The organism is Salinithrix halophila (assembly GCF_042650125.1).
Taxonomy (GTDB): Bacteria; Bacillota; Bacilli; order Thermoactinomycetales; family DSM-45169; genus Salinithrix; species Salinithrix halophila.
Map to the genome: position 1 here is coordinate 461,401 of NZ_JBHSAP010000018.1, position 24,645 is coordinate 486,045.

Genomic DNA, 24,645 nt, shown 5'->3' on the forward strand with positions numbered 1-24,645 from the left:
AAAATTAAAGGGAAAGCTCGATATTGCTTCTATGGGGGCCGATTCCCAGTACATATTCTCTGCAAAAATTTGCAGGGTCTGTGACGAATCTTTCCTGCAAAATTTTGCAGGGATCACCGATGTTGCCCGGACGAGGAGTCGGGCTCAATTCGGTATTTATCCAACTTGTAATAAAGATTGCGAACAGATATCCCGAGGCGCCGGGCCGTCTCCGTTTTGTTTCGGCCACAGGTTTCAAAAACCCGTCGGATGTGTGCTTCCTCCGCGTGGGATACCACATCGGACAGGCGGCCGTCTTTCTCTCCATCCCCGGCTGCCTCAGGGGGAGAATGGTTCACAGGGTATGAAGGTTCCAGGGAAAGAAGATGCTCCTTTTCCAGCACTCGGGTATGCAAATGCATATGAATCATCGCCCGGCCCAGAACATTTTCCAGCTCCCGGACATTCCCCGGCCAGACATAGGAGGAAAGAGCCTCAATCGCAGCCGGATGTACTTCTGCCACGTTGCGCCCGTATTCCTGGTTAAACTTCTTGATCAAGTGGTGGGCCAGTGCCCCGAGATCCCCCTTCCTCCTCCGGAGAGGTGGAATGTGGATAGGCAAGACATTGAGCCGGTAGTAAAGATCCTCCCGAAACCGCTTTTCTCCGATGGCTTTCTCCAGATCCAGGTTGGTAGCAGCGATTACCCGGACATCGACAGGGATAGATTTGGTACCGCCAACCCGGACCACTTCTTTTTCCTGAAGCACGCGAAGGAGTTTAGCCTGGGTGGAAGGAGAAAGCTCTCCGATTTCGTCCAGGAAAATGGTTCCCCCGTCCGCCTCCTCAAAAAATCCTTTTTTCCCTCCACGTCGTGCGCCGGTGAAGGCCCCTTCCTCATAGCCAAAGAGTTCGCTCTCTAGCAGGGATTCCGGGATGGAAGCACAATTGACACGAACAAACTGGTGATATTTGCGGCCCGAATCGTTGTGGATGGCATGGGCAAAAAGCTCCTTGCCCGTCCCTGACTCTCCACGCAAGAGGACCGTGGCCCGGGTACGGGCTGCCTTTTGGGCGTTCTCCAGCGCATCCCGCATCTCCCCGCTGTCCCCGATGATATCCTCAAAGGTGTATTTCGCTTCCAAGGTACGGATAATCCGGCGAGCTCGATCCAGTTCCTGAGTGAGCCCTTTGATCTCTGACATGTCGTGGACGATGCCCACACTGCCTTTCAGTTCCCCTTCCACGATAATCGGGGCCACGTTGACCACCACATCCCGACGGTGAGGCCCCAACTTCATTGGAACACCGCGTACCGGCTCCCTCGTCTTCAGCACCTGCATATGCATGCTTTCTCCCTCGGAGATGTCGGTATCCGCAGGCTTGCCGATCACCTCTTCAGGGGAGAGTCCTGTTAAACGGGTATAAGCCGGGTTAATCAGCACCCCCCGGCCTTCGGCATCGACGACAGAGATCGCATCGTCGGAGGAATCGATGATCGCCTGAAGTTGGCTTTTCATACCCTTCAGGTCGGTCACTTGCTGGGTAAGGGAAAGAACTTCGGTGATATCCCGAAAAACAGCGACAGCGCCAATCACTCTACCCTTTCGGTCTGTCACGGGTTCCCGGTTGGTGATAATCTTCTTTCCGTTGGGCAGAGTGAGTGGTCGGTTCAATTCCGCTTTACCCGTATCCAGTACCCGGTCTAAGCCGGTATTGGGGATGGTCTGGGTGATCTTATGCCCCAGCACTCGCTTGTGCTTGACCCCGGTCAACCGCTCTGCAGCCCGGTTGTACAGGGTGATTTCTCCCGATGCGTTGACGGCAATCATCCCATCATGAGTGGAATTGACAATTGCATCTAGTTCCAGTTGCCGTAACCGCCATGCTTCAAACCATTGTTCTTTCTCCTCGATCAAATGCATCATCAGGTTGGCCACTTCCCCTGAAACTACCAGGGTTCCCGATTTTTCGGTCATGCGGCAAAGGCGGTTGTAAACGGCGTTTTCCCCGGTAACCTCTAAAATGACATCGAGGTCTTCCTCCATAAAGGGAGCCGGGTCGTCGCCCGTGGGGATCCCACGACGGCGGGCCTCTACCAGCGCAGGGGCATGGTTATCGATGTCCACCACGCCGGTCACCCGGACACGATCCAGCTCCAGAAGCGTACCCAAAAGGGCCGTTCCTCCCTTACCGCCGCCGACGATCAAGAACCGCATGATAGCCGCCCCCCGTTTCCATTCTCCGGTATCATTCTAACACAACGGTCCGGCTTCGGGGCCAAGCAACCCATGGCAACCCACAGAAAAATAAGGTACCATGGAAATTGGAAAGGCGGGCGAATTTTATGATCTATCAGCGTATGATGGCCATAGTCCTCATTTGTATCCCAGGTGCGGCGGGGGTTTACGGATGGAATCTGATGAAAAATGTAATCTTCCAAGCCTTCGCGGGGGACGGCTTTGCTTGGCTTCCCTTTCTAGGCGGTCTGATTCTTTTCCTGGGCGGGCTTTTCTTTATCGGAGGGTTCCTTTTCTACAGGGATCTGAAAAAAGATCAGGTACAGCCGATGCTCCGCCCCCGGCGGAAAAAAAGGATGTCTAAGGCTCAACCCTCTCATCAGAATACAGACGGGGATTCCCCATAACAGACCCGACCGAAGGATGGTCGGGTTTTTCAGAGGCACAGGACCTGCCTATGGAATCGTATACTAAGAGGAAAAAACATTCCATGGAGGGCCCCACCATGATTTCCTATTTTGACCCTAACGGCGAGCAGGTCCGATGGGACATCCGACACTTTGCGCAGCATGGACGCAAACGGATTGATGACATCCTCACAGACAAGAAATCGGCCTCTGAAACCGTCCTAAAACAAGGGCGAAGTCTCTCTCGCCACTTGCGGCGTCTAGAAAAGGAAGCTTCTGTTATGCAGCCTCATTTTCTATCCCACTTAATCCAACAAGCACAAAAAATCCGTTATCAACTGGAAGAGTGGCTAGAAGAAACCTCCCTCGTCACATCGGCCGCTCTCAACGGAGAAGAACCCGATACTGGAGAAACCGCTGGAGAAGGAGGGCAGTCCCAGGAAGGGAACGTCTATCCTCCCCTCCGTCCTGTCCCCATCGGAAAACACACCCTTCCCCCGCTCCCCTATCCCTACGATGCACTAGAACCCCACATCGATGCGAAGACGATGCGTCTCCATCACGATGAGCATCACAAAAGTTATGTAGAAGGCCTGAACAAGGCGGAACGTATGATGGCCCGGGCTAGACGAACCGGGGACTTTGACCTCATTAAGCACTGGGAACGGGAAGCCGCCTTTAACGGTGCCGGCCACTATCTCCACACCCTCTTTTGGGAAACCATGAGTCCTCAAGGCGGCGGTAAACCGACAGGAAAGTTGGCCAGCCAAATCCAACGGGATTTCGGCGGGTTTGACGCCTTTAAAAAACATTTCTCCGCCGCCGCAGAGAAAGTGGAAGGCGGAGGCTGGGCGATCCTGGTGTGGGCACCTCGTGCCCATCACCTGGAAATTTTGCAGGCGGAAAAGCATCAAAATCTCTCCCAGTGGGACGTGATTCCTCTTCTCCCGCTGGATGTCTGGGAGCACGCTTATTATCTGAAATATCCAAATAAAAGAAAAAAATATATCCAAGCCTGGTGGAACGTCGTCAACTGGCCGGAAGTCAGCCGCCGATTCCAAGAAGCCCGCAAAGTAGCCTGGAAACCTTATTAAGTTTGGCCGCATCCTCTCGATGCGGCCAAAAAAGTTCTTTCTATATTTTTTAAAAAAGGATTTTTTCAACGTTCGTGTAATTCTTGAACCGAAACGACCAGTTCCCGATCCGGTTCGTCGTCGGTATAGATCCGTGCTGTCTCCGTTTCATCATTGACATTCTGGATCCAAATAGGTACTTCTCGATAGTGAACTTCCACTTTTTCGGGAGATTCTAGAATCTGACGTGCCCTCAATATATCCATCGTACTCACCTCCTTTTTCTCATCCTTTCCTCTTTACCCGCCGGAAATGCTTCTCCTCTTCCCAGGCAAGTGATAAAGTGGAAGTACACTCCCCAGGATAAGGATGTGGCGACATGACATTGACGTACACCCGTTTGACCCATGTTTCCGACTGGTTGAAAGAGGAAAGGATGGATGGAGCCTTGATCACCTCCCCCTCCCAAATTTTTTACCTCACTTCCTTCCACTGTGAGCCCTATGAACGCTTACTTGGGCTATTCCTCTTCCCCGGGGCGGAGCCTTTTCTTATTTGTCCGGCATTAGAGGAGGATCGGGCACGACAATCGGGCTGGGACCAGGAAATAATAGCCTACTCCGATGTGGAGAATCCTTGGGAGCGAATCGGCAAAGCCATCGAAGCACGGGGAGATCGGCAGGCAACCCGGATCGCCGTCGAAAAAGAAAGCCTTTCCATCGCCCGGGCTGAAGCTTTGACTCAATTGTTACCACAAGCAAAATTTTTTTCCTTGGAGGAACCTTTACACAACTTCCGTGCAATCAAAGACGAACGGGAAATTAGAAAGATGGAGGAGGCAGCCCGCCTGGCGGACTTAGCTGTGGAAATCGGACTGAATTCCCTTACCGAAGGATGCATCGAACGGGAAACAGCCGCTCTTATCGACTTCGAGATGAAAAAACGCGGGGCAGAGGGAATGGCTTTTAACACTACGGTTCTTTTCGGGGAAAATACAGGGTTTCCCCACGGGACACCAGGTTTGCGCGAACTGGCACCGGGGGATCTGGTCCTCTTCGACCTCGGAGTGATTCATGAAGGATACTGTTCTGATATCACCCGCACCTTCGCTTTCCGTTCGGTCTCAGAAGAACAAACCCGCCTGTACGAGACCGTCCTGAAGGGTCAGGAAGCCGCCCTTTCCCTTTCCCGGCCCGGCACCCGTATCGGTGACCTCGATGTCGCCGCTCGACAAGTGATTACAGACGAAGGGTATGGGGATTACTTCACCCACCGCGTCGGCCACGGCCTGGGCATCGACCCCCATGAATTTCCCTCCATACACGGCAACAACAACCAAACCCTGAAAGAAGGGATGGTTTTCACCATCGAACCCGGTGCTTACATACCGGACTTTGGGGGAGTCCGTATCGAAGACGACGTCTTGATTACGCGAGAGGGAAGCCGTACCTTAACCCGCTATCCAAAAGAATTACAAGTCATTCGTTAAAGGAATCCCCGAACGTGATCATTCGGGAGCTGGTATGGACAAACCTGGCGTGGAGCGTATACCCAGATTTCCACTTCGCGCCAGTTCCTCCCGCAGATGTGGGGTTGTCCGCTCTGTTTCCTCTGGATATCCCGCCGGGTAGGCGGTGTCAACAGGCGCTCCGCCACCTTTATCGCACGGATGAATGCAGCAGTCTCGCCCGAACGTAATCGTTTCGGGATTTTTTTATTTAACTCCCCTTCGGCCTAACCCGTCGAGATAAGAAAGCCAGCGGTTGGACTCGATGATGCGAGTGAGGGAAACCGTCTCCGATAAATAATGACCGATCCCAAGCAGAATCGTCAGCACACCCGTCAACCAGAAAGGGAGCACCACCGCGGCCCACATCCCCAATTGGAGCCCCAGGAGGTTGGCCCCGCTGTCTCCCAGCATCAGACGTCCAGCCAAATCCAGCCGGAAGATAGCGGCAGCCAGTCCCAACAACGGAACGAACACAGGAGTGTTGGGAGCAAAAAAACCAACGATATAGAGGAGAATCCCTCCTGCTAAATAAAATTTTAAGCAACGACCCGGACGTAAATCTAAAAGGTTAAGCCAATTGGTCATCAAGGCGATGAACAACGTGTGGATCACCCATTCCATCCCGCTTCCCGCCGTAACAACAGCGGCAACAGCGGCAGTGATTCCGCCGCCCGCCGCCTTGAGAACCCCCGTGGTCAAACGCCCTTCCCTCAGCATAGACCTGAAATGGCCACGAAACCCCCGATCCTGGTGGGAACCGAGGGTATCATCCAACCATCCCAAAAAAGCTACCCCGACCGAAGCAAACAGGGATGCCAATAACAAAGACTGGGAAAAGAGAGGCAGAAAACGGATAACAGCAAAATTAAGGAGGGAAAGACCCGTCAACAAAAGCACCAGATAGCCACCGAAACTGGTTGGAATCCGTTCCCCTCGATAGTTGGGGGCATGAACACCGTGAGTGAAGAGAAACTCCCGACCCGCCGGAATAGCCGCCCGGCCCGCTATATAGGACAGAAAAAGCAGGAGCAAGCTCCAGATTCCGGTCATACCGGTTGCCTCCACAACTTAATCAGGGTGCGGAGAATTTGGAGGAACTGCCTCCCTCGATGTAAAAAACCATTCCAATCCCGCCCTGTTTCCCGGTGGCTCATTGGAAGAGGAACCTCTTTCACGCAATATCCGAACCGGAGAGCAGAAACCGTTAAACCCAATTCAATCCCGAACCCGGAGGGGAGAATGGAGATGGATTGCATCACTTCCCTCTTCACGGCCCGTTGCCCAGACAACGTTGCCTGGAGGGTGGTTCCCGTCAATCGGCGTACCCCCGACCGGGCCAACCCTTTTACGAGGCCAAACCCTCCTTTTTTTCGAGCAGGGGGAAAACGAGCAATCGTCATATCCGCCTCTCCGGCGAGAACGGGAGATAGAAGCGAGCCGCACAGCTTTGCATGCCTCTCTAAATCCGCATCAAGGAACAGATATACATCACCGGCTGCATAGCGGATTCCTTCCGCGAGTGCTTGCCCCTTCCCTCTGTTTTTCGGCAAGCGTATGACATAGTCGGCGTGCCGACGTGCCAACTGTTCAGTCGCATCACGGCTTCCATCGTCAACGACGATGATCTCATCCACTAACGGGATACGTCGAACGGCGCGAAGGGTGGTTTCGATGCGCTCTTCTTCGTTATAAGCCGGAATGATCGCCGAGATGATCGGCTCTTTTTCCATCCATCCATCCCTCATTTCTGCGGTTCAGAGCATGTCGGATTAACTTGACCGCTTGGTAGGCCTCCAGGGAATCCTCTCGCCGAACCGATCCGTGGAAGGTATAGATAAAGGGTTCCTCTTCCTGAAAAGCTGTCCGGCTATGGAAACGGCTCTGTAGGATGAGAGGACCGGAGTATGCAAGGCGAATGTCCCGGTGCAAAACACTTTGATACCGGCGGATCCGGGGCTGCAGACAAACCACTGCATCATACCGATCATATAAAACCGGATTCGATCCTTTTTGCCCATAATCCGGAATCCCGCCCGCCCACCGAATCGCCCGGCTAAGCCGCTCCCGTTCTTCTCCATTACCACCGACCAGTAAAACCACTTGCCCCTTCAGTTCGTCGTGGAGAGCCGTTTGGAACATTCTTCGATGCTCTTGGTTGCGGGATTTCATTTCTCGTTCCCGTTCCTTAACACGACCCAACAACAGTCGATTTTCTTTGAGCGCTTCCATATAACGAACCTCCAAGCGCTGTATCAGGACCTGTTGTTGCTTTTTCAGCCATTCCCCACCATGGGTTCCTCCCAGGAGTATCCCGGTTCCCAGCGCGAGAAAAACTGCGGTGAGGGTAAAGAGATGATAGCGTTTCGAAAACAAAGTCATCACACCTAGGGAAACAGGATTCGTAAATAAAGCCAAAAAAGGCGGAACAGATGAAGGAATTTGGGATTGACCAAAGCAAAGGAGACCAATGGAAAAAGAGCGGCTGCACCTAACCAGGCAATTTCTCTCGCCCGCACGTCTTTCTGGTATAAGCGGCTGACCCCTTTCGCATCCACCAACCGGGTACCCACTTTCATGCGGACCAGGATCGTGCTGGCCATCCCCTTCCTCCCCTTCTCGAGAAAATCGATCATATGGGAGTGACTTCCTACGGCCACGATCAGCTCCGCTCCTTCCTCAAAAGCCATTAGCATGGCGAGGTCTTCGCTGGTCCCGGCTGCTGGCAGGACGTGAGGAGCTAACCCTAGAGATTCCACCCTTTTCTGGCCTGGTGAATGACCGTCTGGATAGGCGTGAACGATAATCTCCGCTCCGGAGAGGAGGGCTTGATCGGAAACGGAATCCATATCTCCCACGATCAAATCCGGTGTCCATCCCCTTTCTAACAAAGCATCTGCTCCTCCATCCACACCAATGAGGACGGGATCAACCTCTCGGATATACGAACGGATCGCTGTCAGATCTTCCCGATAACCGGCCCCCCTCACTACCACAACCACATCCTTTCCGCGAAGGGGAACGCGCAAAGTAGGCACATCCAGTCGGGTTGTAACAAAGGACTCTTCTTGTCCCGCATAACGGAGGGTATTTCGGATAAAGGGCTTTAACCTCTCTTCCAGACGATCCCTAGCCCGGGAAAGCTGCTCTTCCAACCGAATGGCATCCAGCAATTCCCCCTTGGCCATCTCTTCCCAACAGCCATCTTTCATCCTCAACAGAGATTCACCTTTTAACTCGATGGGTTCCCCTTCCCGCAACTCCTTCAACACTTTTTCTCCCACCCGGTCCAAAATGGGGATGCCCGCTTCCACCAGACGGGTAGCCCCTGCTGCTGGGTACTCACCGCTAAGGGTAGGAGAGGCGTTAATCACTGCTTTTACCCGTTTACGAACCAACCCTTCCGCCGCTACTTCATCCAGATCCCGATGGTTGATCACGGCGATCTCACCAGGAAGGATTCGACTGAGAAGCCGTTTGGTTCGTCGATCAATCACTGCCTTGCCCCGGCAGGTTTTTTCCCTGCCGAAAAAACTGCCGGAAAGCATCAGTTCTCTCCCTTTCAATCTGAGGATTTGCCTTTAGTATGGATCTCTTTTTGGCAGGACATGCGGCGGAAGATTGGTTGCCTTTTTACCCAAACAAAAAAACCCGCCTTATCGCCGGATCAACGGCAATAAATACGGGATAGGTAGATTCGTGAATGATTATCCCACTTTATGTTCAATCAGTGCTATAGGGTGAAAAAGAACAGGGCAAATCTGTTTTACCTTCTACCGGGCTTGTTTCGTCTTTATTTGTTTAAAAATACCGGATAGGTACATAAAAGAGTCGGTATTTATATAAATACCGACTCTTTTATATGTTATTCATATAGATTTGATACATTCTGAAACTATTGTTCCAAATTTGTTGCTTCGACTTTTTTGTTGGTTGAGGTAGATAAGAGAAGCATCGAAGCAAGTAGTACCGTAACACCAACCCATCCAAAAGAATGTAATTGCTCACCAAACAAGGTTACTGCTAAAACAGTTGCGGTTAACGGCTCCAAAAGTGCCGCTACAGATGCATGTGTGGCCATTGTCCGTTCCAATCCCAAAATATAAACGACATAGGCAAGCGCAGTTGGTATCCAACCCAGAAACAGTAACGCACTCCAAACTTCTAGGCTAAAGCCTGGTAATGTGATAAAGGGGAGCATGAATAGAGCGCCTAAGGTAAAAGCCCAAGCTATAATGCGAAACGGTTCTACTCCAGAAAGGAGTTTTTTTCCGACTAATGTGTATCCACCATAACAGAAGGCGGCTACAAAAGCTAATGCATTTCCGAATAAGAAATGCGTATTAGATAAACCCCTTAGGCTGTCAACCCCAATTAACAGGGCTGTACCCGTAATTCCCAGAACTAATGCCATACCCGTTTTTCTACCCCAGGGTTCACGAAGGAACCAGCGGGAACACAAAGCTACTAACACAGGAGCCAAACAAATGGTGATTAAAGTTGCTGTGGATACCATCGTACGATCCACTGCTGAAAAATAACAGATTTGGTAGCCTGCAATTCCTATGCCGAAAAGAAGAAGGAGTTTTTGATGTGATGGGTGTAGAGGTTTAACTTTTCCATTACGTTTTCTTTCGATCCAGGCTGCTATAATCATCAATGGAACTCCAAGGAGAAGGCGCCATGCTCCAATTGAGAGCGGGTCCAACTGATGGTGGACACTCAGCCATTTCCCTGTTATTCCGGCGGTTCCCCACATCATTGCAGCCATACAAACCAAAGGCAATCCCGAACGCAATCCGATCCCCTCCCAAATTTTAATATGGGGCGGGATCGAGTTAGTTACCCACCTCTAATCCCGCCTCTAAACGGATAGCAGGAAAGAAGGAGGAGGCAGAACACCCCGTAAAGCCATAGAGCTCACCTCCTAAAAGCAATTTATACTATATCTTTTTACCAAATGTAATATGAAGTTGCCCTTGTATTTCCGGGAATCGGACTTGCATAAATTGATGTAACTCCCTTAACAACTCCAGTTTATCATCCATTAATAATTGCTCCAATTGCTCATCGGAAAAAGAACAAACGGCTCGCTGTTGGATATTCGAAAACCACTTACCCATCATTTTTAATAAGTGTTGACTAGGTAAACTGTTTTGTTTAAGTAATTTACGTTCGGTTTCGTTGTAAAAGGATAAAAAATTGGTGAACGGGTAATCAGAGTCCCAACTAGATATAATGACAATTCCATTGGGGCGTAGTACCTGCCAAATTTGAAACAATAAATTATTCTTTTCTTCATTGGAAAAATGGCTAAAGGTACCCATCATACAAGTGATGATGTCAAAAGAATGTTCCGGAAAGTTAAGTGATAAAGCATTCATTTTTAAGAGATGGACTTTATCTTCTAAGCCATTTTGCATTAAATTTCTTTGGGCAATATGCAACGCATCATCCGATATATCAATCCCTGTAACATTACACCCTTTCTGTGCGAAATAAATCGGGTATCGGCCTGTAGCCGTTCCAATATCAAGTACTCTACCTTTGAGCTGAAACATGAAGTTATCGATCTGAAACTCAAATTCGGTCATAAAAAATCCCGCCTTTTTACCGTATTAGCTCACGGCAATAAATAGCGAGAATTAGTCGGCATACACCCCGGAAATTTACCGGTATGAAACGCCTTATTCCGAAGTTTATCGGTATAGATGCTCTCGGCTTAAACCGCCAAAATCCTCATCATCCTAGCGATTATCCCACTTTATGTTCAATTCGGAGCTTGTCAGCCACCATGGCGATGAATTCCGAATTCGTGGGTTTAGCCTTGCTAACGTTGATCGTATAACCGAACAGTTTGCGGATGGAATCCATGTTTCCCCGGCTCCAAGCGACTTCGATGGCATGGCGGATCGCCCGTTCCACTCGGCTGGGTGTGGTATTGTATTTCTCGGCGATTCGGGGGTAAAGGGTTTTGGTGATCGCCCCCAGTAACTCCACCTCGTTATACACCATCGTGATCGCTTCCCTTAGATAGAGATACCCCTTGATATGAGCCGGTACGCCGATTTCATGAATAACATTGGTGATATTGGCATCCAAGTTTTCCGTACGCGGGGCGCTGGCAGTTATCCCAGTCCCGCGGGTCGATGTTACTGGTCGACCTTGCATCTGGCGGATACGGTGAGTCAGCACCTCCATATCAAAGGGCTTCAAGATATAATAAGCCGCTCCGAGTTCGACGGCCCGTTGGGTGATATTCTCCTGACCAAAAGCCGTCAACATGATGATTTTCGGCATTGCTTCCGATCGATCATTCAATTTTTCCAATACACCAAGACCATCCAGGTGCGGCATAATGATATCCAGAACGAGTACATCTGGCATCTCCCGGTCAAGCAGGTCCATCACTTCGTTCCCGTTGTACGCCACGCCGATGACCTCAATATCCTGTTGTGAATTCAGATGATCTTTCAATAGTTCGGCAAATTCTCGGTTGTCGTCAGCCAATACGACACGCATCTTCTCCAAAAACGGCCCCTCCCTCTTTTTTACGCGTACTTTCCGCTATCCTGTTATGTCAAAAAGTTCGACAACCGTATTACCCATTCCTTCTTTTTCAATCAGGGTTTTTTCCGTTAATTACCGTTTATTTGACCCTTTGCATAAAAAAAAGCGGCTTTGTTTAGAAGCCGCTGATGGGAGAACCCCTGCATCCTGTAGCATCCACTCGATGTACGTTCCATAACCCGACGTCGGGTCATTGACAAAAACGTGGGTGACAGCCCCAACCAATTTTCCATTCTGCAATATGGGACTCCCGCTCATTCCCTGTACAATCCCGCCCGTTTTATTGAGCAATCGGGGATCCGTTACTTTGATGATCATCCCTTTGGTTGCTGGGAATTTCTGATGAATGAGATGGACAATTTCGATGTCGTAGCTCTCCACTTTCTGTCCTTCCACCACCGTCAGGATTTTGGCCGGTCCTTCTTTCACCTCTTCAGACAGAGCGATTGGGACCGTTCGATTGCTCTCGGGTTCTCGTTCCATCTGGCCGAATATGCCAAAGGGGGTATTATGACGGATCGTTCCAAGGATCTGGTTTTCCCTGAAAAATATTGCCCGCTTTTCCCCCGGTTCCCCATTCGCTCCCTTTTGGATGGAGGTAACGTTAGAGTGAACGATCTTACCGCCCCCGACAGCGATTGGCTGACCTGTATCCATGTCGGTAATCACATGACCGAGTGCACCGTACACTTTCTTTTTCGGATCGTAAAAAGTCAGCGTACCAACACCGGCTGCCGAATTCCGGATATAAAGACCAATGCGGTAACATTTCTCACCCGAATCCCAAATCGGCTTCAGAAACACCTTTTTCTTTGCCGCTCCTCTTGCCAATAACACTTGGATCCGACGGCCTTCCCTGCCTGCCTTATCGACGCTTTTAGCCAACTGTCCAATTTCGTGAATGGGCTCCCCGTCCATGGCCAAAATATAGTCCCCGACCCGGATGTCCGCCAATTCACCGGGGGATTTTTCCTTTCCCCGAATCAGATGGTGGCCCACGACCATGGCTCCGGCGGATTGCATCTTTACCCCGATGGATTGCCCCCCCGGAACCACCCGGATATCAGGAAGCACACTTACTGTCATCCGTTTTACCGGTAACATCCCGAACAGACGCAAGGTCAACTGCGTTTGACCGATGTGCTTTGAAACCAAGGTAAAGGGCTTACTGAGATGCAGACGTACCTGGCTCTCATTCGCCCGGTTGACTGCTGCCACCCTGGGGTTCGCCACAACCGCCGTCGCCGAAACGGGCATCGTTAGGCGAAGTTCTTTCCAACTCCCCGAGAAGAGCCGCATTTCCGATGGAAACGCCATGTACTGACGAAATGGGATGCTCATGCTTCCCCATGCCAACAAAAGCACCAAAAATAACCCCGTCCATTTGATTCTCTGTCTGTGCCCCACGGCTTTCACACTCCTGCTTTTCCTGCCTACACCTCCACGGCGATGTCTCCATCGTAATGATTAAGGTGTCCGCGCTCCTTTTCTTTTATGTCACGCAAATGCTTCCTCATCACCGAAAGGGCCGGCTGACACAGGAGGTTAGCCAATGAAAAAAACCCCCCCAGTGCACAATGGCATTTGGGGGGAATGATCACAAGGCTTGTTTTGTCTTTTCCGCCAACCGTAACATCTCCATGGCGTGAGTACGAGTCGTTTGGGTGACTTCCACCCCGCCAAGCATCCGAGCCAGTTCCAATACCCGACCTTCATCGGTCAGCATCTTCACCCGTGTCCGGGTTTTTTCCTCATTTGATTCTTTGATGATATGGAAATGAACATCAGCCATACAGGCGACTTGAGGCAAGTGGGTGACACAAAGCACTTGGCAACTGCGGGCAAGTCGTGTAATCTTTTCAGCGATCGCTTGAGCTGCTCGTCCGCTTACACCGGTATCGATTTCATCGAAGATTAGCGTTCCGACACCGTCCAGGTCGGAAAAGATCGTCTTCAAAGCCAGCATGATCCTGGACAGTTCCCCTCCCGATGCGATCTTTACCATCGGACGAGGGGGTTCGCCTGGGTTGGGGGCAATCAAAAACTCTACCCGGTCGGCTCCTGTCTCCGTATAGACCGGTTCTTTCCCGTCCCCGTGGAAAGCTACATGAACGTGGGTGCCCTTCATATTGAGATCGGTCAGTTCCCGTTCCACCCGTTTTTCCAGGGCAAGTGCCGCTTCCCGGCGTAAACGGGTGAGAAGAGCCCCCTGCTCGGCCATCTGGCCGAAAAGAGCCTCTTTTTCCTGTTCCAACTCGGCCTTCTTTTCATCCCGGTGTTCCAAACGGTTCAATTCCTCAGCAACTTGCTCTCCATGCCGGATGATGGTCTCCACATCATCCCCATACTTCCGTTTCAACTGATCAATGGCTGCCAGACGTTCCTGCACCTCCGCCAAGCGAGCCGGATCAAACTCCAACTCGTCCTTGTACCGACCCAGTTGTCGAGACGCCTCTTCCACCTGGTAGTAAGCGGATTGAACCAGCTCCAACACTGGAGCCAAAGACTCGTCATAACCGACGATGTCTTCTAGATCCCTCGCTGCACGGTTGATACGTTCCGCTCCCTGTTCCTCTCCGTACAAGTATTCAAAAGCACGGGACGCATTCTGGGCCAAATGTTCCGCATGGGCTAAGCGGCTCTGTTCCCGGGCAAGTTCCTCATCTTCACCAGCCGTGAGCCGGGCAGCGGCGATCTCTTCCCTCTGGAAGGTCAGCAGGTCCATCCGTTGAGCAATCTCTTTTTCATCTGCATCGATTTGTTCGAGTTCCTTGACAACCGTTTGGTGTTCCTGAAAGATGTCTCCGTACTTTCTTCGCTCTGTCGTCAAAGCCGAGCCCCCGAAAGCATCTAGCCAGGCCAGATGCTCCTCTACCCGGAGGAGAGATTGATGTTCGTGCTGACCATGGATATCTAAGAGGTGTTGCCCCACCTGTTTTAGCATCGCCAAGGTGACCAATTGCCCGTTTAGACGGCAAGTGCTCTTCCCATTTTGTGAGACCTCCCGCCGTACAAGAAGGTACTCCTCTTCCAGACAAAGGCCCAACTCGTCCAGCGTGCGGTGGACGGGATGACCGTCTTCCACTTCAAAGAGTGCTTCCACTTCCGCCTTTTTAGACCCATGACGGACGAAATCGGCGGAACCCCTCCCGCCGACAACGAGACTGAGCGCATCAAAAAGGATCGATTTCCCCGCTCCTGTTTCCCCGGTCAAAACATGGAAACCCGTATCGAAAGTTAAATGAACCTGTTCGATGATGGCAAAGTCCCGTATGGACAATTCACGCAGCATCGGCATCCACTCCTACAACATGTCGATCAAACGGGCCTCCACTTGGGGGGCCTTTTCTTTATCCCGGCAGATCAAGAGGATCGTGTTATCACCAGCGATGGTTCCCATCAGGTCCGGCCAATCCAGGTTATCAAGAAGCTCTCCAATGGCGTTGGCGTTTCCTGGCATTGTCTTCATCACGAGGAGATTCTCACTACGATCAATCCCGACAAAGGCCTCCGACAGCATCCGCTTCAATTTCTGATGAGGGTTGAAACGGTTATCAGCCGGGAGGGAATAAGTATATCGCCCATGATTGGTCGGTACTTTCACCAAATGAAGCTCCTTGATGTCACGGGAAACGGTTGCCTGGGTAACATTGTAACCGGCTTTTCTCAACTCGGCCACCAAGTCCTCCTGAGTCTCAATATCCCGGTTGGTGATGATCTCTCTGATTTTGATATGTCGTTGTGCTTTCATTTCCTGCCCTCCAGCCCGGGGTTTTCTTCTTGCTCACCTTGAAGTTTCTTCCGGACAACCTCGAAGAAAGACCGTTCTTTCCATTTGATTAAGGAAGTGATATGAGGGGATACACGTACCCGGATCACATCATCCACCTTTAACCGGAATCCCAATTGCCCGTCGATGGTAAGGCCGATATCTCGGTGAGTGGCACTTACCTTGATTTCCAGCACCCCATCCGTCGGCAGTACCATCGGACGGGAAGTGAGGGTATGGGGGCAGATCGGGGTGAGCAACAAACAAGGCACTCCAGGCCAAACAATCGGCCCCCCACAGGAGAGAGAGTACGCGGTGGAACCTGTCGGTGTTGATACGATGAGTCCATCGCCGGAATACGTTCCCAGATGGACACCGTCCATATAGACAATCCCTGTAATCATACGGCTAAAGGAACCTTTGGCAATCCCGATATCGTTCAGTGCAATGCTTTTCTCCAGTACCTGCCCATCCCGGTCCACCTCAGCATCCAGCATGAGCCGTTCCTCTATGTAATAGTCCCCCGCCAACACACGGTCGACAGCCGAGGACAAACTGTTTGGTTCTGCTTCAGACAGAAACCCGAGGTGACCAAGATTAAAACCGAGGATAGGGACACTGTGTCCAGCCAGTTGCCGGGCCACTCCCAAAAGGGTTCCGTCCCCACCGAGCACAAATACGATATCCGCTTTTTCGGGGAAGTCATTTACGGGAAGGCCGAGGTCCGGTCGATCCAACTCTACCGCAATATCTGGATCCACCCAGACTTGGGCCCCCCGTTCCTCCAGCAACAATACAAGCTCTCGTAGAACGACGCGAGCTTTCGGCTTGCCCTTGTTAACCAGAATGCCGATTGTCTTCAATGGCTCCACCTCGTCGGAAATCAAACGGTATTATCGGATCAACAGCGCGATCAACGCCCCGAGAACCAGTGTAAACAGGTGGGAGGCCAACCGCTTCCGGGCGGGGGTGAAGCGTACCCCGGTTACATCGAAGGAAATCGTCTTATAGGTGCCATGGGCCGCGTCCATATACAAGATTCCAGCTGCCCGGAAAGCAAGCGCATGAGCTAGGAATTGATCCCGCAAGGTGGCACCGGAAAATCGGAGGGGCTTTTTCGCCTTGGCTTGTATGACCAAGTAGGTCTGCCCCCCCCGGGTAGCCACATAATCCACGTACAACCGGCTGTCATAGCTTTGGTCCCCCACATGGACCGCTACGGGCAACCGTTGTTTCGCTGCAACCACCTGGTATCCGTCGGCCTCCAAAATCGAAGGGACCTCCCCCCGAACCGGCTGAGACGAAACCGTGAGGACCGGATTGAGGTCCGCCTGCTTCCACCAACGGATGAACAAGTATACGACCAGGACAAGCAAGAGGAAAAGGACGATCACATCGCCGTCACGGAGCATCGGGGATCCCTCCTTTTCCTATTGAATTCGGATCCCCGATTACAAAATCCTGTTACTTTGGAAAAAAGCGATTAACCCTGGTTTTCATGGGCTTCCTTAACAACTTCCGCAATTACCGGCGTCCAGTCGTTTGCTTCCGCACCCCCGGGCCACCCCAGGTAGCTTAAGAACTCAATGTTTCCTCCCCCACCGGTGATGGGTGACGGGGCGATTCCGAACACCTGATACCCCATCTCTTCAGCTTGGGTGACAAAACGGAGGAGTACCTCCCGATGGACAGCCGGGTCACGTACCACTCCTTTTTTCCCAACCTGCTCTTTGCCGGCTTCAAACTGAGGCTTAACTAAAGCGATGACTTTCGCCTCTTCCCTCAGCATTTCCCTAAGGGGAGGTAGGATGAGAGACAGCGAGATAAAGGAGACATCGATCACGGCGAAATCCGGTTTTTCACCAGGGAGGTCCTCCGATTTCATATAGCGGAAGTTGGTCCGTTCCATCACCACCACCCGCTCATCCTGCCTTAGCTTCCAGGCCAATTGGCCATATCCCACATCCACTGCGTAAACCTTTTCCGCTCCGTTCATCAGAGCGCAATCCGTAAATCCGCCAGTGGACGCCCCGATATCCAGCACTGTTTTTCCTTTTAATTCAAGGGAAAACACCTCAATGGCCCGTTCCAGTTTCAGCCCGCCCCGGCTGACATAAGGATGTTCTTGGCCGATTACTTCCAGGCAGGCGTCCTCCGGAATCTTGGTTCCCGGTTTATCCGCCCGATCTCCGTTGACCCGAACCAAACCCGCCATGATCGCCCGTTGAGCCTTTTCACGGCTTTCGTAAAAACCGCCATTCACCAGGAGAACATCCAACCGCTCTTTAGTCAACGTTCTTTCCTCAAGCCCGGCGGCGCTGCCGTGGAACCATGGTACGCGCGGCACCGGCGATATTTTCAGCGGTTAGGCCCACTTCATTTTTCTGCTCATCAGGGGAGCCGTGTTCTACAAAATAATCCGGCACACCCATGGTTTTAACTTGGATTCCTGTCGCCTCTTGTTCAGCGAAATATTCTAGAACCCCACTGCCTAATCCCCCAATCACCGCTCCTTCCTCGATGGTGACAACGGGCATCTGATCTTCAATCAATTGATCGAGCAGCTCATAATCCAGAGGTTTGGCGAAACGGGCATTGATCACCCGAGCCCGGATTCCCTCCCGGGCGAGCCGATCAGCAGCCTCCAGGGCAGGGGAGACCATCGGCCCGAAAGCGAACAGAGCAACATCCCGCCCCTCTCGGAGTACTTCTCCCTTACCGATGGGCATTTCCTTCAGTTCGGCATCCATTTCGACGCCGATGCCGGTCCCCCGCGGGAATCGGACAGCAATCGGGCCCGCATACTTGTGACCGGTATAGAGCATTTGCTGAAATTCATTTTCGTCCTTGGGCATCATGATCACCATGTTGGGGATACAACGCAAGTAAGGGATATCGTAAACCCCATGGTGCGTTTCGCCGTCCTCGCCAACAAATCCGGCACGGTCTACTGCGAGAAGAACATCCAGTTTCTGACGGGCGATATCATGGATCACCTGGTCATAAGCCCGTTGTAAAAAGGTGGAGTAGATCGCCAGCACCGGTTTTAAACCCTGCGTGGCCAACCCCGCAGCAAAGGTAGCAGCATGTTGCTCGGCGATACCCACATCAAAACACCGGTCGGGGAAGCGGTGGGCAAATTCATTCATCCCCGAACCGCTCAACATCGCCGGAGTGACTCCCACCAACCGGGAGTCCTCCTGTGCTATTCGGATCAGGGTATTCCCAAATACTTTGGGGTATTTGACAGGACCGTCACCCGCTTTTTTCACCCCTTTGCTGACTTCCAGCTTGTACCCTTTGGAAACACCATGAAGTTTCTCTTTATGGGTTTCAGCCGGTAGGTAACCTTTTCCTTTTTGTGTTACCACATGAACCAGCACGGGGCCTTTGGTCCGATCCGCTTGACGGAGGCACTCTATCAGCTCGTCCAGATGATGACCGTTAACAGGGCCTAGGTAGGTAAAGCCTAGGTGTTCAAATAGTACCCCGGATACCACCAGATATTTGAGACTGTCCTTGATCCGTTCCGCCGCATGGGCGAAAGCGCCTCCCACAGAGGGAATTCGCTTGAGAAGCACCTCTACCTCTTCTTTCATTTTGTTGTAATGGCGATGGGTGCGAAGTTTTCCTAAATAATTATGCAGGGCACCCACGTTAGGGGAGATGGACATTTCATTATCGTTTAGGATCACCATGATGTTGCGTTGTTCATTCCCGATGTGGTTGAGAGCTTCCAACGCCATCCCGCCGGTGAGAGCACCGTCTCCGATAATCGGCACGACACGATATTTTTCCCCTTGAATATCCCGAGCAGCAGCCATACCCATCGCAGCGGACAACGATGTGCTGCTATGACCCGTTTCCCAGCAGTCATGTTCACTCTCGTCCCGCTTCGGAAAGCCACATAGGCCTTTGTACTGACGCAAGGTGGGAAAGTCTTTTTGCCTTCCGGTTAGGATTTTGTGGACATAAGCCTGGTGCCCGACATCCCACAGGAATTTATCCTTGGGGCTGTCGAAGAGATAATGTAAAGCAAGGGTCAGTTCCACGACACCCAAGTTAGAGCCGAGATGACCTCCTGTCACCGACAGGCTTTCCAGCAAAAACTGCCGGATTTCCTCCGCCAGATGGGGAAGTTCCCTGGCGGGAACCTTCTTTAGTTGTTCAGGCGAGTTAATCTGTTCGAGGTGCACGAAGAACGCCTCGCTTTCGCTTTCGTTTTTTCTTATTCTTTACATTGAAAACACGGATATGAAATCGATTCTCTAAGATAAATAAAAGCTTGCCTAATCGAAAAATGATTTCATTCGCAAATCGAATGGAAAAGGTTTTGCCCAGAGCTTTGCTACCCACGGTGAGGGCGGAGATCAGCCCGATCGTCAAGGTTTCTAACAACCATCGTCCCTCATGAAAGTCCAGAGAGACAACCAAAGCAACCACCACTGCAAAACCAGCCGCTCCGCTGACAATGCCGCTGATATCCCCTACCACATCGTTACAGAAACTGGAAAATTGATCCGCCTTCCGGATAATTACGATTGAGTGCCGCGCCCCGGGGATCTTTCGGGAAGCCATTGAATGGAAAGGGCACTCCCGGGCGGCAGCTGCAGCAATCCCCATCATATCAAAAACGACGCCGACCAGGATGATGATCAAGACCACCACCATGCCTCCCCACAAGGGAAGCCCCCGTAACAATGTGGCAGAGGCTGCATGGAGCAAGATAGAGAGGAGAGCGGTGATCAGGGTGACTAGAATGGCCCAGCGAAGGGATTGTCGCAAAATCTCATGCATCATCCATCAATGACTCCCCCAAAAATTCCCGTTAGACACAGAATGCCGGCCGCTTGTGGCGGGCCGGCATTCGTTCCGGGTGGACCGGCACGGTGGGGCCGGCCCGCCAACGGCCGATCGGACGTGTATCTGAAAGAATAACCCTGTGCAGCCAAAGAGAAGATGAGTGGCAACGGGCAAGGTAAATCTTACGGCTTCAGGTCCAGTAGGATTTCCCAAAAGGGTATCCGCACTGTTGCCAATGCGGTGGTTTCCCTTTACAACCCTTTTCGGCGGCGTCACCGTCCACCGGACTGGATTGCCACTTAGTCCGCACCTCAATCCCCTACCCGCCTTGCCTTCACGGCAAACAGTCTAGGGGTTTTCCCCGGCAGCCCCGGTTTCTCCCCCTAGCCTCTTTTGCAATGCCGCTTTCAACAGGATCATCCAGAGGATACCTGTCTCCCCGCAACACCACTCAAGGCAGGCTACGCTGCATTCCAACCTCCAACGGCCTTCCATGCAGGTTCATACCCCAAGCCATCGCCAGGGTTTGGTATACCCGGCTACGCACTTGGGCCTCCGCGGAGGATGGGTCCTCGCCCACATGCCCTTGTGGATCGCCCTTCCTCCTTAACCCCCAGCATCAACCCCCAACTGGGCGTCGGAAGCAAACACCAGGAACTTCATCGATGTGCCCTTTAGCGGATTTTTAGCCCCGCCTTCGGAGGAGGAGGACCGACTAGAATACTGCGCCACTCAATATTGGGGTCATTATATCACAATGTTCTTCTACCGGACAATTGCGGGGACTTTCCCGTTAGCTTTCTCTGCTTACCAGATAATCAGCAATAGCGAGGAGCCGTGCCCCCCGGATTCCCGGTTCCGACCGAACCAGTTCCTTTGCCTCCTCCACCAGGTTTCGCACCCAATCCCGAGAGGCCGCCAATCCCAAAAGGGCCGGATAGGTGGCTTTGTTCTTCTCTTCATCGCTTCCCACCGGTTTACCGAGTTTTTCCCGATCCCCTACTACATCGAGTACATCGTCTTGAATCTGGAAAGCAAGCCCTAGTCGTTCTGCATATCCTGTGAGAGTGATTAATTGATTCTCCGTCGCATTTGCTACCAAAGCACCCATACGGACAGAAAACGTAATCAGATCTCCCGTTTTGGAGCGATGGATATCCTGCAAGTGCTCCAGTTCCAGCTTCCCGTTTTCCCCCTGGATATCCTTCACCTGCCCGCCAACCATCCCTTCCGCTCCCGCTCGAACAGCTCCTTCCCGGATCAGGTTCAGAGCGGTTTCCCCAGGAAGACCGGCATCTAAAGCACCCTCAGCCATCACACCAAAAGCCTTGGTCAGGAGTGCATCCCCCGCCAGGATGGCCATTGCCTCCCCGTACACTTTATGGTTGGTCAGCCGACCGCGGCGGTAATCGTCGTTGTCCATCGACGGCAGATCATCGTGGATCAACGAATATGTATGGATCATTTCCACTGCACAGGCAAAGGGAAGGGCTTTGGCCTCCTCTCCACCCAAGGCTTCCGCAGTCGCCAGCACCAGGGTTGGGCGCAATCGTTTCCCGCCTGCCATCAGGGAATAAGTCATCGCTTCCTTCAATGATTTCGGCACACCCGGTGCCTCTTTCACGTATTCGCCCAGCTTCTCCTCTACCTGCTCCGCTTTCTCTCTCATATATTGTTGGATCTCATCCACCTTATTCCCCATCCTCCTCCGGTGCAAAAGGTTTTTTTACCCATTCGCCGTTTTCTTGAACCAGCTTCTCTACCTGGCTCTCCAATCGCTCCAGTTTTTGGCCGCATAGCCGGGACAACCGCATTCCCCGTTCAAAGAGACGAATAGATTCTTCTAGTGGGATGTCCCCGTTTTCCAGCTGGTCCACCACCTCTTCCAGCTTCTCCATCGCCTCTTCGAAGGGCAGGTCTTCCAATTTATCCGATTCCATCATCGGGGTTCTCCTCCCATCCCCAGACTTGGGCTTTCAAGTTCCCATCGGTAAACCGTACCCGGATCAGATCCCCCGGTTCCGCCTGACGGACGGATTTAACCAGTTCTTCTCCACCGCGACGGTAAACCAGAGAGTATCCTCGCTTCATCACTTGGAGGGGGCTGAGCGCATCCAAGCGTTCCACTCGTCGGAGCCAGTCCACCCTTTTATCCCGGGTGTAACGGGACATCTCCAGTTTGCACTTGTGTGTCAGGCGAGTCAACCGGTCAGAGAAAGCTTGGAGCCGCGCCGAGGGACGCTGCCCGCTGAGACGAGCTTCCCCTTGTTCCAACCGATTTCGGCAGCTTCCTGCCTGAAGACGGACTCCCTTCACCAGGTCCGCGGTTAGGTGATCCAACCGCTGCTGCTGCTGTTCCAACCGTAGTCCCGGGCGTCGAAAGACCGGACGGCGCATCGTACGGCTGAAACGTTCTTCCGCCGCGGCCATTCGCTGGCGCTGGGCCCGCAACAGACGGCTTTTCAGGGAAGCGAACCGCAGTTCCAGATCATCGAAACGAGGGATGACCAACTCGCCTGCCGCTGTCGGAGTAGCAGCTCGCACATCGGCCACAAAATCGGAAATGGTGGTATCCGTTTCATGCCCCACTGCTGAAATGACCGGGATGCGGGAGGCGCGGATGCTCCGAGCCACTACCTCTTCGTTAAATGCCCAAAGTTCTTCCAGAGAACCCCCACCGCGACCGACGATGATGACATCGACCTCCAGGGTGTTCATTCGTTCAACTGCCTCAGCCACGGCTTCAGGTGCCTCCTCCCCCTGTACAGGGACAGGATGAAGCAGGATATCCGCGATCGGAGACCGCCGCCGGATCGTCGTAATGATATCCCGCACCGCCGCCCCGTGGGCGGAAGTAACCACTCCGACACGCCGGGGCAAGAAGGGGAGAGGTTTTTTAAACAACGGCGAAAAAAGCCCTTCCTCCTCCAGCTTCTCCTTCAGTTCTAAGAAAGCCGCATGGAGATCTCCTACCCCTTTCGGCTGCATGGAGGTCACATAGAGCTGGACCTGTCCGTCCCGTTCATAAACACCCACTCTACCTCGGATTAACACGTCATCTCCGTCCTTCGGGGTAAAGCGTAGACGGCGGCTATAGCTGGCAAACATCACGGCCCGGATACGAGTGTTTTCATCTTTCAATGTAAAGTAAAGATGGCCACGGGAATGCCGTTTAAAATTGGAGATCTCCCCTTTCACTCGGATCTGGGCCAGTACATCATCCTGTTCGATCACGAGGGTCAAGTAACGGACGAGATCCGATATGGTGAAGGCTTCTTCCGGCTTTGTCAGCGGCATCCCAGCACCTCTTTTCTTTCGCGGAATCAGATTCAGCCCCTGGTAGCTTGAGCAGCCTTGCAAGTATTGACGAGAAGCATCGCCCTTGTCATCGGTCCAACACCGCCGGGGACAGGCGTGATGTAGGAAGTGAGAGGACAAACACTTTCGAAATCGACGTCGCCCGTTAATTTGCCTTCTTCATTCCGGTTCATCCCCACATCGATAACAATTGCACCCGGCTTTACATGCTCCGCTTTGATGAGATGAAGGCGTCCCACCGCAGCAATCAGGATGTCCGCCTGGCGGGTATGGCTAGCCAAATCCCGGGTCCGAGAGTGGCACATGGTTACGGTGGCATTCTCTTTCTGAAGCAGGAGTGAAACCGGTTTACCCACGATATTGCTCCGACCGACGACAACAGCATGTTTCCCAGCCAGTGAAATACCCGTTCGCTTTAACATCTCGATAATCCCATGGGGAGTGCAGGGAAGAAGAGAAGGCAGCCCTGTCGCCAATCGGCCCACATTGAGAGGATGGAAACTGTCCACATCTTTCTCCGGACGGATCGCCGCAATCACTCGATCCGATGAAATATGGTCAGGCAAAGGCAGCTGCACCAGCAATCCATGAATCGCTGGATTCCCATTGAGTCGTTCCACCTCTGCCAGCAACTCCTCCTCAGATATCTCCTCTGGCAGCCGGATCAATTCGGAGTAGATCCCTACTTCCTCACAATCCCGGACTTTCCCCCGGACATATGCTTCCGAAGCCGGGTTATTGCCAACCAGCACGACAGCCAGACCTGGACGGACGCCCCCTTGGGCCAGATCCCCTGCCTGTTGCTTCATCTCGTTTTTGATTTGAGCCGCGATCGCTTTACCATCGAGCATCTGTCCCCGTTCCACTGAAAAAAACTCCCTTCGTGTCTCTGATGATTTCCGCCCTCAGTTTACCGCGGGACAACCCTGGTGTAAAGGACAGATGCGAACGATAATCTATATTTTCTCTTCTAACGTTC

General features: G+C 52.3%; 24 protein-coding genes. 3 read left to right on the top strand and 21 right to left on the bottom strand.

All coding sequences use genetic code 11. The features are described 5' to 3' along the window. Positions 1 to 113: 113 nt before the first annotated feature. Positions 114 to 2,201 carry a sigma 54-interacting transcriptional regulator gene (locus ACFOUO_RS15340; protein WP_380706266.1) on the bottom strand — a complete coding sequence of 696 codons (2,088 nt, stop codon included), beginning with the start codon at positions 2,199 to 2,201 and terminating at the stop codon, positions 114 to 116. Between the two features lie 125 nt (positions 2,202 to 2,326). On the opposite strand from ACFOUO_RS15340, the gene ACFOUO_RS15345 reads away from it, so the two are divergent. Continuing rightward, positions 2,327 to 2,626, top strand: a complete 300-nt coding sequence (locus ACFOUO_RS15345; protein WP_380706020.1) for a DUF2627 family protein — start codon at positions 2,327 to 2,329, stop codon at positions 2,624 to 2,626. Positions 2,627 to 2,724: 98 nt separating this feature from the next. Further along, positions 2,725 to 3,720 carry a superoxide dismutase gene (locus tag ACFOUO_RS15350; RefSeq protein ID WP_380706021.1) on the top strand — a complete coding sequence of 332 codons (996 nt, stop codon included), beginning with the start codon at positions 2,725 to 2,727 and terminating at the stop codon, positions 3,718 to 3,720. Positions 3,721 to 3,785: 65 nt separating this feature from the next. Here ACFOUO_RS15350 and ACFOUO_RS15355 read toward each other — a convergent pair whose 3' ends face one another. Beyond that, a complete protein-coding gene (locus ACFOUO_RS15355; protein WP_380706022.1) occupies positions 3,786 to 3,965 on the bottom strand; it encodes an H-type small acid-soluble spore protein in 180 nt (59 codons plus the stop codon). Between the two features lie 113 nt (positions 3,966 to 4,078). On the opposite strand from ACFOUO_RS15355, the gene ACFOUO_RS15360 reads away from it, so the two are divergent. Continuing rightward, complete coding sequence (locus tag ACFOUO_RS15360; RefSeq protein ID WP_380706023.1) at positions 4,079 to 5,188, top strand: M24 family metallopeptidase; 1,110 nt, start codon at positions 4,079 to 4,081, stop codon at positions 5,186 to 5,188. 225 nt (positions 5,189 to 5,413) lie between these two features. On the opposite strand, the gene ACFOUO_RS15365 is transcribed toward ACFOUO_RS15360, so the two are convergent. From ACFOUO_RS15365 to folD, 19 genes are all read right to left on the bottom strand, one after another. Then, positions 5,414 to 6,259 carry a hypothetical protein gene (locus ACFOUO_RS15365; protein WP_380706024.1) on the bottom strand — a complete coding sequence of 282 codons (846 nt, stop codon included), beginning with the start codon at positions 6,257 to 6,259 and terminating at the stop codon, positions 5,414 to 5,416. Then, a complete protein-coding gene (locus ACFOUO_RS15370; protein ID WP_380706025.1) occupies positions 6,256 to 6,939 on the bottom strand; it encodes a glycosyltransferase family 2 protein in 684 nt (227 codons plus the stop codon). Before ACFOUO_RS15370 ends, ACFOUO_RS15365 begins: the two co-directional genes overlap by 4 nt. Further along, a complete protein-coding gene (locus ACFOUO_RS15375) occupies positions 6,896 to 7,582 on the bottom strand; it encodes a copper transporter (RefSeq protein ID WP_380706026.1) in 687 nt (228 codons plus the stop codon). The genes ACFOUO_RS15370 and ACFOUO_RS15375 overlap by 44 nt, the downstream gene beginning before the upstream one ends. Positions 7,583 to 7,593: 11 nt before the next feature. After that, a complete protein-coding gene (steA, locus tag ACFOUO_RS15380) occupies positions 7,594 to 8,754 on the bottom strand; it encodes a putative cytokinetic ring protein SteA (protein ID WP_380706027.1) in 1,161 nt (386 codons plus the stop codon). Between the two features lie 347 nt (positions 8,755 to 9,101). Beyond that, positions 9,102 to 10,004 carry a DMT family transporter gene (locus tag ACFOUO_RS15385; protein ID WP_380706028.1) on the bottom strand — a complete coding sequence of 301 codons (903 nt, stop codon included), beginning with the start codon at positions 10,002 to 10,004 and terminating at the stop codon, positions 9,102 to 9,104. 145 nt (positions 10,005 to 10,149) lie between these two features. After that, positions 10,150 to 10,800 carry a class I SAM-dependent methyltransferase gene (locus ACFOUO_RS15390; RefSeq protein WP_380706029.1) on the bottom strand — a complete coding sequence of 217 codons (651 nt, stop codon included), beginning with the start codon at positions 10,798 to 10,800 and terminating at the stop codon, positions 10,150 to 10,152. Between the two features lie 160 nt (positions 10,801 to 10,960). Continuing rightward, the gene (spo0A, locus tag ACFOUO_RS15395) at positions 10,961 to 11,728 is read right to left on the bottom strand and encodes a sporulation transcription factor Spo0A (protein WP_380706267.1); all 768 of its coding nucleotides are present in this window, start codon (positions 11,726 to 11,728) and stop codon (positions 10,961 to 10,963) included. Between the two features lie 120 nt (positions 11,729 to 11,848). After that, entirely contained in the window at positions 11,849 to 13,183 is a 1,335-nt protein-coding gene (gene spoIVB, locus ACFOUO_RS15400) for a SpoIVB peptidase (RefSeq protein WP_380706030.1), read from the bottom strand. A gap of 190 nt (positions 13,184 to 13,373) precedes the next feature. Further along, positions 13,374 to 15,068 (bottom strand): DNA repair protein RecN, encoded by a 1,695-nt coding sequence (recN, locus tag ACFOUO_RS15405; protein WP_380706031.1) that lies wholly within the window; start codon positions 15,066 to 15,068, stop codon positions 13,374 to 13,376. 12 nt (positions 15,069 to 15,080) lie between these two features. After that, complete coding sequence (gene ahrC, locus ACFOUO_RS15410) at positions 15,081 to 15,527, bottom strand: transcriptional regulator AhrC/ArgR (protein ID WP_380706032.1); 447 nt, start codon at positions 15,525 to 15,527, stop codon at positions 15,081 to 15,083. After that, on the bottom strand, positions 15,524 to 16,408 hold the full coding sequence (locus ACFOUO_RS15415) for an NAD(+)/NADH kinase (RefSeq protein ID WP_380706033.1): 885 nt from the start codon (positions 16,406 to 16,408) through the stop codon (positions 15,524 to 15,526). The genes ahrC and ACFOUO_RS15415 overlap by 4 nt, the downstream gene beginning before the upstream one ends. 30 nt (positions 16,409 to 16,438) lie before the next feature. After that, the gene (locus tag ACFOUO_RS15420) at positions 16,439 to 16,957 is read right to left on the bottom strand and encodes a hypothetical protein (RefSeq protein ID WP_380706034.1); all 519 of its coding nucleotides are present in this window, start codon (positions 16,955 to 16,957) and stop codon (positions 16,439 to 16,441) included. 71 nt (positions 16,958 to 17,028) lie between these two features. Further along, positions 17,029 to 17,838, bottom strand: coding sequence for a TlyA family RNA methyltransferase (locus tag ACFOUO_RS15425; RefSeq protein ID WP_380706035.1), 810 nt, complete (start codon positions 17,836 to 17,838; stop codon positions 17,029 to 17,031). 10 nt (positions 17,839 to 17,848) lie between these two features. Beyond that, a complete protein-coding gene (dxs, locus tag ACFOUO_RS15430) occupies positions 17,849 to 19,741 on the bottom strand; it encodes a 1-deoxy-D-xylulose-5-phosphate synthase (protein WP_380706036.1) in 1,893 nt (630 codons plus the stop codon). Then, positions 19,722 to 20,345 carry a hypothetical protein gene (locus tag ACFOUO_RS15435; RefSeq protein WP_380706037.1) on the bottom strand — a complete coding sequence of 208 codons (624 nt, stop codon included), beginning with the start codon at positions 20,343 to 20,345 and terminating at the stop codon, positions 19,722 to 19,724. The genes dxs and ACFOUO_RS15435 overlap by 20 nt, the downstream gene beginning before the upstream one ends. A gap of 796 nt (positions 20,346 to 21,141) precedes the next feature. Beyond that, positions 21,142 to 22,038: a polyprenyl synthetase family protein gene (locus tag ACFOUO_RS15440; RefSeq protein WP_380706038.1), complete on the bottom strand. Its 897-nt coding sequence runs from the start codon at positions 22,036 to 22,038 to the stop codon at positions 21,142 to 21,144. 1 nt (position 22,039) lies between these two features. Then, positions 22,040 to 22,291 carry an exodeoxyribonuclease VII small subunit gene (gene xseB / locus ACFOUO_RS15445; protein WP_380706039.1) on the bottom strand — a complete coding sequence of 84 codons (252 nt, stop codon included), beginning with the start codon at positions 22,289 to 22,291 and terminating at the stop codon, positions 22,040 to 22,042. Next, positions 22,275 to 23,645 (bottom strand): exodeoxyribonuclease VII large subunit, encoded by a 1,371-nt coding sequence (gene xseA / locus ACFOUO_RS15450; protein WP_380706040.1) that lies wholly within the window; start codon positions 23,643 to 23,645, stop codon positions 22,275 to 22,277. The genes xseB and xseA overlap by 17 nt, the downstream gene beginning before the upstream one ends. A gap of 32 nt (positions 23,646 to 23,677) precedes the next feature. Then, a complete protein-coding gene (gene folD, locus ACFOUO_RS15455; protein ID WP_380706268.1) occupies positions 23,678 to 24,517 on the bottom strand; it encodes a bifunctional methylenetetrahydrofolate dehydrogenase/methenyltetrahydrofolate cyclohydrolase FolD in 840 nt (279 codons plus the stop codon). Between the last annotated feature and the right edge of the window lie 128 nt (positions 24,518 to 24,645).